Here is a 14,742-nt window from a genome sequence, read left to right on the forward strand (position 1 = left end):
CGCGTTTCCGTGCCCGCTTTCCTTCGCTCCGTGATCGAGCGCCGCGGCGATGCCCGCACCATCGTGCTCGCCAAACATGACGCCTTCACCTGCCTCAGTGCCTACGACCCCGCCTACGCCGCGCTGAAGCATCAGAAGCTTGAGCGACTGCTGGAGAAGCAGGAAACAGATCCCAGCGCCGAGCTCGACTATGCCCGCCGCACAATGATGGCCTTCGGCGCTACCGAGGAGGTCCCCTACGACAGTTCAGGCCGCGTCATCTTGCCCCCGATGATGCGCCGGAAGGGCCAGGTCGACGACCTGGCCCTGTTCATCGGTGTTGGCGAGACGTTCCAGATCTGGAACCCGAAACTGTTCCTCGCCGACCCCAATGTGCCCGAAGACATGAAGGATATCGCCCGCTTCCGTCTCGAGGAGCGCGGCCAGTGACCGACAAGGCTCCACATTTACCCGTCCTGATCGAAGAGGTCGTTGCGGGTCTCGCCGTCGTCCCCGGCGAGACCCTTGTCGACGGCACGTTCGGTGCTGGCGGATACACGCGTGCCTTGCTGGGGGTGGGAGCGGGACGAGTGATCGGCTTTGACCGCGATCCCGACGCGATCGCCAGTGGTCCGTCACTCGTCCCAGATCCCCGCCTTACACTGATCAACGAACGCTTCAGCCAGATGGACCGGGTGCTCGCCGAGCGCGGCCTGCTTCCGGTCGATGGTATCGCGCTCGATATCGGTGTGTCGTCGATGCAGCTCGACCAGGCCGATCGCGGCTTTTCCTTCATGAACGATGGTCCGCTCGACATGCGCATGAGCCAGTCGGGCCAGACCGCAGCTGAATTCCTCAACCATGCCGATGAGGGCGAGATTGCCCGCGTCCTCAAGGAATATGGGGAGGAGCCGCGCGCCCGCGCGGTTGCCCGCGCCATCGTCGCTGCGCGGCCGTTGACCCGAACGGCCGAGCTCGCGGCGGTGGTGCGGAGGGCTCTTGGGTTCCGCCAGGGTCAGAAGAGCGACCCGGCGACCCGCACCTTCCAGGCGATCCGAATCCATTTAAACGCCGAACTCGACGAACTTGAGCAGGGCCTGAGGGCCGCCGAACGCTCGCTTCGTCCTGGCGGGCGTCTGGCCGTCGTCACCTTCCACAGTCTTGAGGATCGCATCGTCAAGCGCTTCCTCAAGACCCGCAGCGGGGATGTTCCTTCCGGATCGCGCCATCGTCCGATGGTCGCCAAGGGGCCCGCCCCGACATTCGAACAAGTTGCCAAGCCGGTCTCACCGTCTGAGGCCGAGCTGGCCCGTAACCCGCGCGCGCGCTCGGCTCGTTTGCGAACTGCGGTCAGGACCGATGCGCCCGCGTGGGACCAGGAAAAGGCAGTCTCTGCCGGGAGGGCAGTACAATGAGCGCGCGCGGATTCGGTTCGGTCATTTGGGCCGGAGCAGTCGCTGGCGCCGCGCTCGGCTTTTATCTGGTCTCGTTGAACGTTGCCTCGGAGCGCGCCGAGCTGGAGCAGGTCGAGACAAAGATCGCCCTCGCCCAGCGCGACATCCGGCTGCTGCAGACCGAAATCGGTACGCGTGGTCGGCTGGCGCAGCTTGAGCGCTGGAACGTCAAATTCATCCGCCTGTCGGCGCCGACCGCCGACCAGTTCGTCGAAGGCGGCTTCCAGCTGGCGACGATGGTCACGCCGCATAAGAAGCCGGCGATCGAAGCGCCGGTCGTGCTCGCCTCTGCTCCTGTTGAGCAGGCCATTTCGAGTCGCCCGAAGCTGACTGGCGATGCCGATGGCCCAGCGGTCCCGGCGACTGCACCCAAGTCGGCAAGCGACATGATGTACGTTGCGAGCTACGGCGTCTCGAGCAAGGCGATTACCAGGCCGTCCTCAGTCAAGCCGCAACCCATCAAACCGACCGCGACCGCACCGGCCAATACTGTTGCCGACAAGCCGCAAAAACCCGCCGCTGCGACGAAGCCAGCCAAAACCGCGACGGCTGATCCGCTCGCGCCCTTGCCAACCGCCAAGCCCAAGGCCAAAGGCGGCGCGCCCACGGCATCCGCCGGGGCGGCAACCCCGAAACGCACTCACAAGGACAGCGATTCCGACTGATGAACGCCCCGACGCCCGCTCTCGTCGCACGGCCCGAGCGGCTCCGTCTGGTCGGACAGCGGCGGCAGATACTGGCGCTGATGCACCAGCGGCTGATGTTTGGCATGCTCCTCTTCGCCGGCATCATCGCGATTATTTGCCTTCGGCTCATCTGGCTCGCGGCCTTCGGCGACCATGCCGGGCGGAAGGGCGGGGCACTCGACCTTACTCCTGAGCGCGGCGACATCGTCGACCGTGAAGGCCATGCGCTGGCGCGGACGATCGACGCCTGGATCATCGGTCTCCAGCCCGCGAAGGTGATCGGCAACAAGCTCGACCTGGCGCGCAAGCTGGCCCAGCTCATGCCGGAGAAGGATGAGGCACAGTATCTGGCGATGCTGCGCTCAGGTCGCAGCTTCTATTACCTTCGCCGCCGGGCGAGCCCCAGTTTGGTTGCCGCGATCAACTCGCTCGGCGAGCCGGGCCTGGCCCTGCAGCGGGAGCCCGACCGGCTCTATCCGCAGCTTAGCCTCGCCGCCCACGTCGTCGGCTACACCGACATCGACGGCAAGGGTAATGCGGGCATCGAACGCGCCTTCGATGAACAGCTCCGCGATCCCGCACGGCGCGGACAACCGATCGTCACCAGCGTATCGAGCCGCGTGCAGCAGGCGCTGGAGCATGAACTCGACGCGGCCAAGACCCATTTTTCCGCGATCGGCGCGGCCGGCGTCATCATGAACATACATACTGGCGAAATCCTGGCGATGACGTCGTTGCCGCAGCTCAATCCGAACGCGGCGGGGCAGGGCACGCCGGAAGCCCGCTTCAATCGCGCTACGCTTGGCGTTTACGAGCTTGGCTCGACCTTCAAGCCGTTCACTGTGGCAATGGCCATGGACGCCGGTGTCGTGAAGTCGTTCGGCCAGATGTATCCTTGTCCAAAGTCGCTTCGCGTCGGCAATCGGTCGATCAGCGATACCCATCCATTCGGTCGCGCCTGTTCCGTTGCCGAAATCATGAAGGAAAGCTCGAACATCGGCACGGCGCAGATCGCCGACCAGCTTGGCCCGACGCGGCAAAAGGAATTTCTTCGCAAGATGGGGTTCCTCGATAAGGTTGAGATCGAGCTCAAGGAGCGCGGCCGGACTCTGACCCCGGGCAACCAGTGGAACCAGGTTGAAACGATGACCGTCGGTTACGGTCACGGCATTGCGGTCACTCCGCTGCACCTGGCGACCGGATATGCGACGCTGTTCAACGGCGGCATCTATCGCCCGGCGACCTTGCTCAAGGTCGACAAGAACCACGCTCCGGGCAAGGGCCACCGCGTGTTCACGGAAGAAACCAGCTACAAGATGCGCTCGCTGCTGCGCCTCGTTGTCACGGAAGGCACCGGCAAGAAGGCCGACGCGCCGGGCTACCGTGTCGGCGGCAAGACCGGCACCGCCAACAAGCCGGTCGCCGGCGGATATTCGAATACAAGGGTTGTAACCAGCTTCGCCGGTGTGTTCCCAATGGACGAGCCGCGCTATGTCATGGTGGTGATGCTGGACGAACCCCAACCGACCAAGGAAACCTACGGCTTCCGAACCGCCGGTTGGAACGCCGCACCGATCTTCAGCAAGACGGTTAGCCGGATCGCGCCGATGCTTGGCGTGCGCCCCGACAAGAATCGCGAGCCCAACATGGCCGAGGTGCTGCCCTTCGTTCACGAGGACAAGTAAGGGCATGAACCTGGGCGCACTGGCCGGCATCACCAGCGATTCCAACGTTACCGGTTTTGCGCTGGATCACCGCAAGGTGGCCGCCGGCAATGTGTTCGGTGCCTTCCGCGGCGCGCGTTTCAACGGCGAGGATTTCATTGCTGAGGCCGTGCGCCGAGGTGCGGTCGCGATCGTCGCCCGCCCGGAGGCCGTCGTTGAAGGCGTTCCCCACCTGAAGGGCGACGAGCCGCGCAAATTGTTCGCCGATCTTGCCGCCCGCTACTTTGCGCCATTTCCCGAAACGATCGTCGCGGTGACGGGTACCAATGGGAAAACGTCGACCGTCGAGCTGACCCGGCAACTGTGGCGGATGGCGGGGCATCGATCGGCGTCTATCGGCACGCTCGGCGTCACAACTGCCGACGATCAGGTTTCCACCGGGCTCACGACACCAGATATCGTCACCTTTCTCAGCAACATGGCAGGCCTCAGGAAATTGGGGATCAGCCATGTCGCCTATGAAGCTTCATCCCACGGACTCGATCAGTTTCGCGCCGAGGGTGTGAAGGTGAACGCGGCCGCTTTCACCAACTTCAGCCGCGATCATCTGGATTATCACCGCGACATGGACTCCTATTTCGCGGCCAAGATGCGCCTGTTCGACGAGGTCGTCGCGCAGGACGGCGTAGCGGTCGTGTGGACCGGCGACCCTAAGTCGCAAGATGTGATTGGTCGCGTTGAGCGGCGGGGGCTGAAGCTTATTACTGTGGGACCGGGCGCCCGGACGATCGAGCTGGTCTCTCGTGCATCAACCCCGCTTGGACAGCAGCTCATCCTTCGCCACGAAGGGAAGGAGTATAAACTCAGCCTTCCGCTCATCGGCGCTTATCAGATGAACAATGTGCTGACCGCGGCGGGACTGGCCCTGGCGACCGGCGCGGATTGGTCGACGACATTGTCCGGCATGGGGCGGGTAGCGCCTGTCCGAGGCCGCCTGGAACGTGCCGTCATCAGCCGCGCCGGGGCGCCAGTCTATATCGATTATGCGCATACGCCCGATGCCATCGAAGCGGCGATTGCGGCACTTCGCCCGCACGTCGAGGGACGCTTGATCACCGTGCTTGGCGCGGGCGGCGATCGCGACCATGGCAAGCGGCCCGAAATGGGCGCGGTTGCGGCGCGACTTTCGGACGTCGTGATCGTTACCGACGATAATCCGCGAAGCGAGGATCCAGGCGTGATCCGGCATGCCGTGCTTCAAGGGGCGCCCGGAGCGATCGAGGTCGGTGACCGGCGGGCGGCTATCGGCGAAGCAATCGCGATGGCGAAAGCGGGCGACATTGTGCTGGTGGCCGGTAAGGGCCATGAGCAGGGACAGATAATTGGAGACCAGGTGCTTCCCTTCGACGATGTGACCGTGGCGCGGGAGTGCGCCGCTTGAACGCCCACCAGACAGCGCTGTGGACCAGTGAAGAGATCGTCGCTGCGACCGGCGGAGCCCTTCATGGCACGGCCTTTGAAGTATCGGGGGTCACCTTCGACAGCCGCGAGGTTGAACATGGCTGGCTGTTCGTTGCCATGCCGGGAACGGTCGCGGACGGGCATGATTATTGCGCGAAGGCTTTTGCCGCCGGTGCGCCCGCCGCGCTTGTTTCGAAGCCTGTCGACGGCCCGCACATCCTCGTGGATGATGTACCCAACGCGCTCACGAAGCTAGCAGTTGCTGCCCGCAATCGTTGCCACGGAAAAATAATTGGAGTGACCGGATCAGTCGGCAAGACGTCGACCAAGGAGGCCCTCTATGCGGCGCTGGAGCGCTATGCGAAGGGCAGGGTCCACCGTTCGGTGAAAAGCTATAATAATCACACCGGCGTGCCGCTGAGCCTGGCGCGGATGCCGCGCGACAGCGAGTTTGCGGTGCTGGAAATGGGCATGAGCGCCAGGGGCGAGATTGCTGCGCTGACCAGGCTGGTTCGGCCGCACATTGCGGTGGTGACGACGATTGCCTCGGCACACATCGAACATTTGGGATCGATGGAAGCGATCGCCGACGCCAAGGGCGAGATCTTCGAAGGGCTGGAGCCGGAGGGGATCGCCATCGTTCCGGAGGATAGCGATCACCGCGACCGGCTGGTGAAAGCGGCGCGGAAATATGCGGGGCGGACCGTAACTTTCGGCCAGGGCGAGGCCGACGTCGTGGCATTGCATGCCGTGAGGTCTGAGAGTGGCGGCAGCCTGGTGACTGCCCAGCTGCTCGACAGCGAGTTGACCTATACGATCGCCCAGCGCGGCGACCATTGGGTGCAAAATTCGCTCGCCGTGCTGGCAGCAGTTGAGGCCGCCGGCGCGGACTTGGCAATCGCCGGCCTGGCACTGGCCGACATGGGCGGCCTCAAGGGCCGGGGCGAGCGTCACCGGCTGGAAGTCGCCGGCGGTAGCTATCTGCTGATCGACGAAAGCTACAATGCCAATCCGGCGTCGATGGCCGCGACTTTGAAAGCCCTTGGCGAAGAGCGCGACGTCGGTCGGCGGATCGCCGTCCTCGGCCCGATGCGTGAGCTTGGCACCCATTCCGCGGCACTTCATGCCGGCCTCGCTTCGTCGGTTCGGGAGGCTGGCGTGGACCGGTTGATCCTGGTCGGTGAGGAAATGGCGCCGCTGGCCGACGCGTTAGGCGACGACCTGCCGATCGAACGGGCCGAAACCGTCGAGCAGGCAACCCGGATGCTTTCGCAGCTCGTTCGCCCCGGCGACGCTGTTCTGGTCAAGGCGTCCAATTCGATCGGGCTTGCGAAGCTGGTCGAACGGATGGCAGGGGGATTGCAATTGGCGGACGCTGGTGAGGGGGCCAGGCACTAATGCTCTACATCTTGGCCGAGCAGCTGGGCTTTCCGGGTCTCCTCAACCTCATTCGCTACATCAGCTTCCGTGCCGGCGCGGCGACCGCGACCGCGCTGATGATCGGCCTGCTGATCGGCCCTGCCTTTATCAACTGGCTTCGGGCCAAGCAGGGCAAGGGCCAGCCGATCCGCGCCGACGGTCCGCAAAGCCACCTCGCAAAGCGCGGCACGCCGACCATGGGCGGGCTGATGATCCTGATCTCGGTCGGCATTTCGGTCCTTCTCTGGATGGACCTCGCCAATCCCTATGTATGGGCCTGCCTGCTCGTGACGGCCGGGTTCGGCCTGATCGGGTTCCTCGACGACTACGACAAGGTGAAGAAGGCGCATCATGCCGGCCTCAAGGGCCGTACGCGCCTGTTGCTGGAGTTCCTCATCGCCGGTGCCGCCACCTGGCTGATGGTTCGTCATTCAGGAACGCAGCTGTACCTGCCCTTTGTCCAGGGCGCGGTAATCGACCTTAGTTGGGCGTACATTGCGTTCGGCGCTTTCGTCATTGTCGCATTCGGCAATGCGGTAAACCTGACCGACGGGCTCGACGGGCTGGCGACAATGCCCGTGATCATCGCCGCGGTAGCTTTCACCCTGATCGCCTATCTCGTCGGCAATGCCGTCTATTCGCAATATCTCGGCATCCCGAACGTGAAGGGTGCCGGCGACCTTACCGTCCTGCTGCTCGCCATCGTCGGCGCAGGGCTCGCCTTCCTCTGGTTCAACGCACCGCCGGCCGCGGTCTTCATGGGCGATACGGGCAGCCTTGCACTCGGTGGGGCGCTAGGCGCGGTCGCGGTTGCGACACATCACGAGTTCGTGCTTGTGATCGTCGGCGGCCTGTTCGTGCTGGAAGCGGTTAGCGTCGTCGTCCAGGTCTTCTGGTTCAAGCGATACGGCAAGCGCATCTTCCGGATGGCGCCGATCCATCACCACTTCGAGCATCTGGGCTGGAGCGAGCCGACCGTGGTCATCCGCTTCTGGATCATCAGCTTCATTCTTGCCCTTGCCGGCCTCTCCACCCTGAAGCTGAGGTGATCACCGCCAGGGCCTTCGCCGGAAAACATTATGCTGTCCTTGGTCTTGCGCGAAGCGGCCTGGCGACGGTCGAGGCGCTGCTTGCCAGCGGGGCGCGGGTTACGGCCTGGGACGACAAGGAAGAGGCGAGGGCGAAGGCGCCTGTCGGCGTCGAGCTTGAGGATTTCGTCGGTGGCGATCTCTCACGCTTCGACTCCATCGTTGTAACCCCGGGCCTGCCGCTCAACCGGCACCCAATCGCGGGCCAAGCGAAGAAAGCCGGCGTCGAAATCATCGGCGATATCGAGTTGTTCGCCCGGGCGCGGGCCGAGCTACCGGCGCACAAGGTCGTCGGGATCACCGGCACCAATGGCAAGTCGACCACGACCGCGCTGGTTCACCACATCCTGAAGACCGCAGGCGTGCCGACGGAAATGGGCGGTAACATCGGCCTTCCGATCCTGGCGCAGGACCCACTGCCGGAAGGCGGAGTCTATGTGTTGGAGTTGTCGAGCTACCAGATCGACCTGACCCAGAAGCTATATTGTGAAGTTGCCGTGCTTCTTAATGTCACCCCTGACCACCTAGATCGGTATGACAGTTTCGAGGCCTACACTGCTTCGAAAATCCGCCTGTTTGAAATGCAAGAGGCGGGAGACTGGGCCGTATTCAACGCGGACGATCCCGTTGCCGATGATTGGTACATGCGCATCGAGCAAGAAGAGTACATGGGCGACAAGTGGCAGTGGACTACGTTCTTTGAGGCTTACCAAAACGACAAGTTCAAACGGGCGCAGGAACATTGGCCTTCGCTCCAAGGCCCTCACAATGCTCAGAATGCTGCAGCAGCCATCAAGATCTGTGAGCTGCTGCGCGTCTCGGAAAATGACATTGAAGAGGGACTTTGCACCTATGCCGGCCTTCCGCACCGGATGGAACGCGTGCGCGAAAAGGGCGGCGTCCTGTTCGTCAATGACAGCAAGGCGACCAACCCAACCGCGACCGCTCCGGCGCTGGCTGCCTTCCCGAAAATCCGCTGGATTCTTGGCGGGCAGGCCAAGACGGACAATCTCGACGAATGCGCTCCGCACTTCGGCCATGTCGTCAAGGCCTATACCATTGGCGAAGCGGGAGAAATGTTCGCCAGCCTCTTGTCCCCGCATATGGCTGTGGCAGAGTGCGGTACGCTGGGCGAAGCGGTCAGGACAGCCGCGTCGGAAGCTGAGGCAGGTGACACGGTTTTGCTGTCCCCTGCCTGCGCTTCCTTCGACCAGTTTCGGGATTTCGAGGCGCGGGGCGATGCCTTCCGCGACCTGGTGGGGGGATTATGAACCAGACGATCACCGGCAGGATCAAGGCCAGCACCGCCTGGGCTGATCCCAACCGCTATGGCCGATCCGACCGGTCGGCGACGGGCCGTTGGTTCTGGGAAATCGACCGGGTCCTGCTGTTCATGCTGGCACTGCTGATCGGCTTCGGCCTGATCGCGGTCGCGGCAGCGTCGCCTGCCGTGGCACAGCGCTACTCGGGCGGCTCGGTCCGGATCGACGAACTCTATTATTTCTACCGGCAGATCGCCTGGATCGCACTGTCGATGCCGGTGATGATCGCTATCTCGATGCAACCGCGTGAGAGACTCAAGCGGCTTTCGCTGATCGGCGCGATGATCTGTCTTGTCGCACTGGCCCTGGTTCCCTGGCTGGGCACAGAGGTCAACGGCGCCAAGCGCTGGTTCAACTTGGGCGTCGGTTTGTTCCAGCCGTCCGAATTCTTGAAGCCCTTCTTCGTCGTGTCGATGGCTTGGCTGCTTAGCCTCAAGGAAACCGACAAGTCGCTGCCTATCTTCACCTTCTCAGCCGGCATCATCGGCATCGTTGCGATCTTGCTGATGCGCCAGCCCGATTTCGGATCGACCATCATTTTCGCCGCCGTCTGGATCGCGATGCTGGCAATCGCCGGCCTCAACATGCGCATCCTGATCGGGCTTGGCATTGCCGGCATCATCGGCGTCGTGCTGGCCTATTTCTTCTATGACGTTGCGACCCAGCGGATCGACGCTTTCATCTTTGGGGCGGGCGACAATTTCCAGACCGAGAATGCGATGCGGACCCTGACTGCCGGCGGCCTGTTCGGAATGGGTCCCGGCGCCGGGACCCGCAAGTTCGGTCTTCCGGAGCCGCATACCGACTACATCTTCTCGGTCATCGGCGAGGAGTTTGGCCTGATTGCCTGCCTGATGATCGCGCTTCTCTACCTCGGTATCGTCGCCCGAGTGCTGATCAAGCTCCTCGACGAGGAATCCAGCTTCGCGATCCTCGCCGCGGCTGGCCTGGTCATCCAGTTCGGGCTCCAGGCGCTGATCAACATGGCGGTCAACGTCCAGATCGCCCCCTCCAAGGGCATGACCCTGCCGTTCATCAGTTACGGCGGATCGTCGATGCTGGCACTGTCGATTGCGATGGGATTGCTGCTCGCCTTCACGCGCCGAAACCCCTATCTGAGCCGCTCGCCCTATGTGGTGAAATGGGGCGGGGAGAATTTGCGGGGATGAACGTCACACTCGCCGCCGGAGGTACCGGCGGGCACATGGTTCCGGCCCACGCGCTAGCCGCAGAGCTGAAGTCGCGCGGCCATGGCGTGATGCTGATCACCGACGAGCGCGGTGCGAAGATCCCTGCGCTGTTCGAGGATGTGCCGACCTATATCCTTCCGGCCGGACGTCTCGGCGGCGGGCCGATCGGCTGGTTGAAAGCGGCAGCTGCGGTTCTTGCCGGGCGTAGGCAAGCCAAGGCGCTGTACCGCGAGTTCACGCCCGACGCGGTGATCGGCTTTGGCGGCTATCCGGCATTTCCGGCCCTGTTGGCGGCCAGCGCGCTCAACATTCCGACGATCCTCCACGAACAAAATGCGGTGCTTGGCCGGGTGAACCGGCTGCTTGCCGGCTCGGCCGATGCGATTGCCACGTCCTACGCCGAGGTAGATCGGCTGAAGCCCGGCCACCAAGGCAAGGTAGAGCTGGTCGGCAACCCGGTCCGCGAGTCCGTCGCCAGGCTCGGCACCTTGCCATTCCCGGAATTCGACGACACCGCACCGCTGAAGATTCTTGTGACCGGCGGCAGCCAGGGTGCGACCGTGCTCGGGCAGGTAGTACCCGATGCCCTCGGCATGCTGTCGCCCAAGCTCAGGCATCGGCTTCAGGTCGTGCAGCAGTGCCGGCCCGACGATATCGAGGCGGTGCGCAACCGCTATGCCGCATTGAACATTCCGGCTGAGCTTTTGACCTATATTGAGGACATGCCGGACCGGCTTGGCGAAGCGCACCTCATCATCGCCCGCGCCGGAGCCTCGACCATAGCCGAGCTCACTGCCGCCGGAAGGCCGGCGATCCTTGTACCGCTACCGATCGCAACCGATGACCATCAGACTGCAAATGCTCGGGAAATGGCGAAAGCAGGTGGTGCTCGCATGATTGCACAGACGGAGTTCTCGCCGGAGCTTCTCGCCAAGCAGGTCGAAGCCATAGCAGGCGATCCGCAGGCGCTTTCCAATGCCGCCGAGCGCGCGCTTTCGGTTGGCAGGCCGCACGCCACCAGCGACCTTGCCGACCTGGTCGAGCGGATTGCTGGTGGCACTGCGCCATTGCTGGTTGGGCCGGCCGAAACGCAGTCGGCGCCTGGCATCGGCGGCATGGGAGTGCCGGCATGAAGGCGATGGGCACCGAGATCGGTACGATCCACTTCGTCGGAATCGGCGGGATCGGCATGTCCGGCATCGCCGAGGTCATGCACCACCTCGGCTACAAGGTGCAGGGCAGCGATAACAACGACAGCTATGTCACCGAAGGCCTGAGGAAGCGCGGCATCCCGGTGATGATCGGACAGGACGCCGACAATCTCGGCGATGCCGCGGTCGTCGTCTGCTCGACTGCCATCCGCGACGACAATCCGGAAGTGAAGGCAGCGGCTGAACGGCGCCTGCCGCGCGTTCGCCGCGCGGAAATGCTGGCCGAGCTGATGCGGATGCAGTCGACGGTCGCGGTTGCCGGCACCCACGGCAAGACCACGACGACGTCGATGATCGCGGCGATGCTCGACGCTGGCGGGATCGACCCGACCGTGATCAACGGCGGGATCATCAACGCCTATGGCTCCAACGCGCGGCTCGGCAAATCCGACTGGATGGTGGTCGAGGCGGACGAAAGTGACGGCAGCTTCCTGCGCCTCGACGGTACGATCGCGGTCGTCACCAACATCGATCCCGAGCATCTCGAACATTATGGCGACTTCGACACGGTGAAGGACGCCTTCGTCGAGTTTGTCGAGAATGTTCCTTTCTACGGCCTTGCCGTGATGTGCGTGGACGACCCCGACGTGCAGCATGTCCTGGCCGAGATCCGCGATCGGCGCGTCGTGACGTATGGCACTTCCGCGCTGGCTGACCTTCGCGCCGAAAATATCGTGCCGGAAAAAGGCGGCAGTCGCTTCGACGTTTCGGTCCGTCAGCTCGATGGCGAGCGGCGCGTGATCGAAGGCGTGTTCGTGCCGATGCCGGGCCGCCATAATGTACTCAACGCGCTTGCTGCGATCGCGGTCGGCCTGGAATTCGGCTTCTCGGACGAGATAGTCAAAAGCGGCTTCAAGAATTTCTCAGGCGTGAAGCGCCGCTTCACCAAGGTTGGTGAGGTGGGCGGAGCGACCGTGGTCGACGACTATGCGCATCACCCGGTGGAGATCCGCGCCGTCCTGTCGGCTGCGCGCGAAGCGGCGGAAGAGCGGGTGATCGCGGTCGTCCAGCCGCATCGCTTTACCCGGCTTCGCGACCTGATGGACGACTTCCAGAATGCCTTCAACGACGCGGACGTCGTGTTCGTGGCGCCGGTCTATCCGGCCGGCGAAGAGCCGATCGAGGGTGTCGACGCTGCCGCGCTTGCCAACGGCTTGCGCGCTCATGGGCATCGGATGGTCAAGACGGTCGACAGCCCGGCCGACCTTGCCGCGTCGCTTCGGGACCTGGCTGCCGAGGGCGACATCATCATCTGCATGGGGGCTGGAGACATCACGAAATGGGCCGGCGGCCTTGCCAACGGTATTGTGAAGTCGAGGGCGGCCAAGTGAGCTCGACAGCCACTCTTCCCAGCGTCCGCGGCAAGCTGAAGGCCGATGCGCCATTGGCACCGCTGGTCTGGTTCAAATCCGGCGGCAATGCCGAGCTATTGTTCGAGCCGGCCGACCGCGACGACCTGGTCGAGTATTTGAAGGGCCTCGATCCGGATATGCCGGTGATGGCGCTAGGCCTCGGCTCCAACATGATCGTCCGGGACGGCGGCGTTCCGGGCGTCACGGTTCGCCTGGGCAAAGCCTTCTCCAAGATCGAACGGCTGGACGAGACCACCCTCAAGTGCGGCGGCGGAGCGAGCGGAATTCTCGTGTCGTCAACCGCGCGCGATGCGGGCATTGCGGGGCTGGAATTCCTGCGCGGTATTCCCGGCACGGTTGGCGGCTTCGTCCGGATGAATGGCGGCGCCTATGGCCGCGAAGTTCAGGACATCCTCGTTTCCTGCACGGTGGTCCTTCACGACGGGACGGTCGAGGAATGGCCTGCCGAGCAGCTCGGCTACACCTATCGCCACAGCGAACTGCCGGAAGGCGCGGTGGTGGTGGAGGCTGTGTTCCGCGGGATGGCCGGGGACCCGCTGATCATCGGCCAGGAGATGGACCGGATCGCCCAGGCCCGCGAAGAGTCTCAGCCGCTTCGGAGCCGGACCGGCGGCTCGACCTTCAAGAATCCGCCCGGCCACAAGGCATGGGCCCTGGTCGATGCGGCGGGATGCCGCGGCCTCAAGATCGGTGACGCGCAAGTGTCGGAGAAGCATTGCAATTTCCTGCTCAATCTCGGTAACGCTAGCTCTGCCGACATCGAGGAATTGGGCGAGGAAGTCCGGCGCCGGGTGCAGGCCAAGACCAACATTTCCCTTGAATGGGAAATCCAGCGGATCGGAGTAGCTTAATCGTGCCCCAACAGCTCGACCGGAACCTTAATATCGTTGTGCTGATGGGCGGCTGGTCGTCCGAAAGTGACGTTTCGCGCATGAGCGGCCAAGGCATCGTCGAGGCGCTGAAGGACCGCGGGTTCACCAATGTCACGCCGGTCGACATGGACCGTAACGTCGCACAGGTGCTGGCGGCGATCCGGCCGGACGTCGTATTCAATGCCCTCCACGGCACGCCGGGCGAGGACGGCACCGTTCAGGGCCTGCTCGACCTGATGCAGATCCCCTACACCCACAGCGGTCTCGAAACGTCGGTCATCGCGATCGACAAGGAACTGACCAAGATGGTCCTCGTCCCGCACGGGATCCGCATGCCGAAGGGCAAGGTGGTCGAAAGCCGCTCGCTCTACGAAGGCGACCCGATGGCGCGGCCCTATGTGCTGAAACCGGTAAACGAAGGTAGCTCGGTCGGCGTCGCAATCGTGACCGACGAGGGCAATTACGGCCGCCCGATCAGCGCCAAGGCGGAAGGCCCGTGGCTCCATTTCGAAAGGCTTCTGGCCGAGCCTTTCATCAAGGGCCGCGAGCTCACGGTTGCTGTGTTGGGTGACGAATCCTTGTGCGTCACCGAATTGAAGCCGGTGCAGGGCTTCTACGACTATGACGCCAAATATACCGACGGCCTCACCGAGCATGTCTGCCCGGCCGACGTACCGGCGAATATTGCCCAGGAAATGATGGACATGGCGCTGGCGGCCCATCGCCTGCTGGGATGCAAGGGAGCTTCGCGCAGCGACTTCCGCTGGGACGATACGCAGGGCGAAGCTGGAGTCTACTTGCTCGAGGTTAACACCCAGCCGGGCATGACCCCGCTAAGCCTGGTGCCGGAACAGGCCCGGCAGAAGGGCATCAGCTACGGCGAATTGGTCGAGCGGATCATTGCCGAAGCTATGGTTCCGGTGGCCGACAAGACCGAAGCGCTCGAAGGAGTGAAGGACGGGTGACCTCAGCGCATGTCCGGCGGGGGGCGTCGAGCCGGGCACGATCCCGTAAGGGAGGCTC

Annotated in this window: 13 protein-coding genes; all 13 read left to right on the plus strand. The window is 63.6% G+C overall.

Annotated elements, in window-relative coordinates; all coding sequences use genetic code 11:
* Window positions 1-9 precede the first annotated feature (9 nt).
* Genes LZ496_RS14085 through LZ496_RS11325 form a run of 13 tightly spaced genes read left to right on the plus strand, consistent with a single transcriptional unit; the run spans window position 10 to window position 14,684 of the window.
* The gene (locus LZ496_RS14085; RefSeq protein WP_249904775.1) at window positions 10-429 is read left to right on the plus strand and encodes a division/cell wall cluster transcriptional repressor MraZ; all 420 of its coding nucleotides are present in this window, start codon (window positions 10-12) and stop codon (window positions 427-429) included.
* The gene (rsmH, locus tag LZ496_RS11270) at window positions 426-1,394 is read left to right on the plus strand and encodes a 16S rRNA (cytosine(1402)-N(4))-methyltransferase RsmH (RefSeq protein ID WP_249904776.1); all 969 of its coding nucleotides are present in this window, start codon (window positions 426-428) and stop codon (window positions 1,392-1,394) included. The genes LZ496_RS14085 and rsmH overlap by 4 nt, the downstream gene beginning before the upstream one ends.
* Window positions 1,391-2,098, plus strand: a complete 708-nt coding sequence (locus LZ496_RS11275; RefSeq protein WP_249904777.1) for a hypothetical protein — start codon at window positions 1,391-1,393, stop codon at window positions 2,096-2,098. Before rsmH ends, LZ496_RS11275 begins: the two co-directional genes overlap by 4 nt.
* Window positions 2,098-3,804 (plus strand): peptidoglycan D,D-transpeptidase FtsI family protein, encoded by a 1,707-nt coding sequence (locus tag LZ496_RS11280; RefSeq protein WP_249904778.1) that lies wholly within the window; start codon window positions 2,098-2,100, stop codon window positions 3,802-3,804. The genes LZ496_RS11275 and LZ496_RS11280 overlap by 1 nt, the downstream gene beginning before the upstream one ends.
* 4 nt (window positions 3,805-3,808) lie before the next feature.
* Window positions 3,809-5,224: a UDP-N-acetylmuramoyl-L-alanyl-D-glutamate--2,6-diaminopimelate ligase gene (locus LZ496_RS11285; protein ID WP_249904779.1), complete on the plus strand. Its 1,416-nt coding sequence runs from the start codon at window positions 3,809-3,811 to the stop codon at window positions 5,222-5,224.
* Window positions 5,221-6,642 (plus strand): UDP-N-acetylmuramoyl-tripeptide--D-alanyl-D-alanine ligase, encoded by a 1,422-nt coding sequence (locus tag LZ496_RS11290; protein ID WP_249904780.1) that lies wholly within the window; start codon window positions 5,221-5,223, stop codon window positions 6,640-6,642. The genes LZ496_RS11285 and LZ496_RS11290 overlap by 4 nt, the downstream gene beginning before the upstream one ends.
* Complete coding sequence (gene mraY / locus LZ496_RS11295; RefSeq protein WP_249904781.1) at window positions 6,642-7,712, plus strand: phospho-N-acetylmuramoyl-pentapeptide-transferase; 1,071 nt, start codon at window positions 6,642-6,644, stop codon at window positions 7,710-7,712. The genes LZ496_RS11290 and mraY overlap by 1 nt, the downstream gene beginning before the upstream one ends.
* Window positions 7,709-9,022: a UDP-N-acetylmuramoyl-L-alanine--D-glutamate ligase gene (gene murD / locus LZ496_RS11300; RefSeq protein ID WP_249904782.1), complete on the plus strand. Its 1,314-nt coding sequence runs from the start codon at window positions 7,709-7,711 to the stop codon at window positions 9,020-9,022. Before mraY ends, murD begins: the two co-directional genes overlap by 4 nt.
* Entirely contained in the window at window positions 9,019-10,242 is a 1,224-nt protein-coding gene (locus LZ496_RS11305; RefSeq protein ID WP_249904783.1) for an FtsW/RodA/SpoVE family cell cycle protein, read from the plus strand. Before murD ends, LZ496_RS11305 begins: the two co-directional genes overlap by 4 nt.
* Window positions 10,239-11,396 (plus strand): undecaprenyldiphospho-muramoylpentapeptide beta-N-acetylglucosaminyltransferase, encoded by a 1,158-nt coding sequence (gene murG, locus LZ496_RS11310; RefSeq protein WP_249904784.1) that lies wholly within the window; start codon window positions 10,239-10,241, stop codon window positions 11,394-11,396. The genes LZ496_RS11305 and murG overlap by 4 nt, the downstream gene beginning before the upstream one ends.
* On the plus strand, window positions 11,393-12,805 hold the full coding sequence (murC, locus tag LZ496_RS11315) for a UDP-N-acetylmuramate--L-alanine ligase (RefSeq protein ID WP_249904785.1): 1,413 nt from the start codon (window positions 11,393-11,395) through the stop codon (window positions 12,803-12,805). The genes murG and murC overlap by 4 nt, the downstream gene beginning before the upstream one ends.
* Complete coding sequence (murB, locus tag LZ496_RS11320; RefSeq protein WP_249904786.1) at window positions 12,754-13,698, plus strand: UDP-N-acetylmuramate dehydrogenase; 945 nt, start codon at window positions 12,754-12,756, stop codon at window positions 13,696-13,698. The genes murC and murB overlap by 52 nt, the downstream gene beginning before the upstream one ends.
* Window positions 13,668-14,684 (plus strand): D-alanine--D-alanine ligase, encoded by a 1,017-nt coding sequence (locus LZ496_RS11325; protein WP_436286471.1) that lies wholly within the window; start codon window positions 13,668-13,670, stop codon window positions 14,682-14,684. The genes murB and LZ496_RS11325 overlap by 31 nt, the downstream gene beginning before the upstream one ends.
* Window positions 14,685-14,742: the final 58 nt, after the last annotated feature.

Source organism: Sphingomonas caseinilytica, assembly GCF_023516455.1.
GTDB classification, from domain to species: domain Bacteria; phylum Pseudomonadota; class Alphaproteobacteria; order Sphingomonadales; family Sphingomonadaceae; genus Sphingomicrobium; species Sphingomicrobium caseinilyticum.